Annotated in this window: 1 pseudogene; it reads right to left on the bottom strand. The window is 60.8% G+C overall.

Features of this window, described 5'->3' with window-relative positions:
• Positions 1–39: 39 nt before the first annotated feature.
• Positions 40–951, bottom strand: a pseudogene (locus DXT59_RS10135) (IS3 family transposase); the annotation flags it as partial.
• Positions 952–969: the final 18 nt, after the last annotated feature.

Here is a 969-nt window from a genome sequence, read left to right as displayed (position 1 = left end):
TGAGCTTCCCTCGGTTTTTCGCCTTCCAGAGGCCCGGGGTTATGCAGCCGTATCCTTTGTCCGCTGAGCCGCAAGCCAGTCTTGCATGAACTGAGTTGGCGACGTGAAGCCAAGCGATGAATGACGACGACTGCGGTTATAAAACACTTCAATGTATTCGAACAAGTCCGCCACGGCTTCGCGATGCGTGCGGTACCTCGTGCCGTGTACCCGCTCGTTCTTCAGGCTGTTGAAGAAGCTTTCCGTCGGCGCGTTATCCCAGCAATTGCCTTTGCGGCTCATCGAGCAGCGCATCCCGTAGGAGGCCAGCTTGCGCTGGAATTCATGGCTCGCGTATTGACTGCCACGGTCCGAATGATGCAGCGCGTTGGGCGCGGGTCGGCGCCGGAACCATGCCATAGTCAGCGCGTCTGTCACGAGGTCCGCCGTCATGCGTGGCTTGACCGACCAGCCCACAACCTCCCGGTTGAACAGGTCGAGCGTGACCGCAAGATACAGCCAGCCTTCGTCGGTCCAGATGTACGTGATGTCCGAGGTGAACACGCGATTGGGCTCGGCCGGCGAGAACTCGCGGTTCAATACCTTCGGTGCAACCGGCAGCTTGTGCCCAGAATCGGTTGTCACCCGATAACGGCGCTTGTGGCGGGCTCGGATACCGTTGTCGCTCATCAGCCGCTCCACACGTGCTTTGCTGGCCGGAAAGCCGCGAGAGCGCACCTCGTCGGTCATGCGCGGCGAACCGTAAGCGCCTTTGACCTTGGCATGAATCGTTCGAATCAGCGTGAGCAACTGGGCATCGGTCAGCCGCTGTCGCTCCGGCGTGCCGCCGCGCTTCCACGCGCGATAGCCATTGACGCTTACTCCAAGGACCTCGCACAGCGCCGACAGCGGATAGTGCCGGCACTGCGTGTCAATCCAGGCGAACTTCACAGGAGGTCCTTCGCGAAGAACGCCGCGGTAGGTTCAATG

The sequence above is a fragment of the Trinickia diaoshuihuensis genome (genome assembly GCF_003390925.1).
Classification (GTDB): Bacteria; Pseudomonadota; Gammaproteobacteria; order Burkholderiales; family Burkholderiaceae; genus Trinickia; species Trinickia diaoshuihuensis.
The sequence above is the reverse complement of the archived record's forward strand: the minus strand, read 5'-3'. Positions and strand labels throughout refer to the sequence as shown.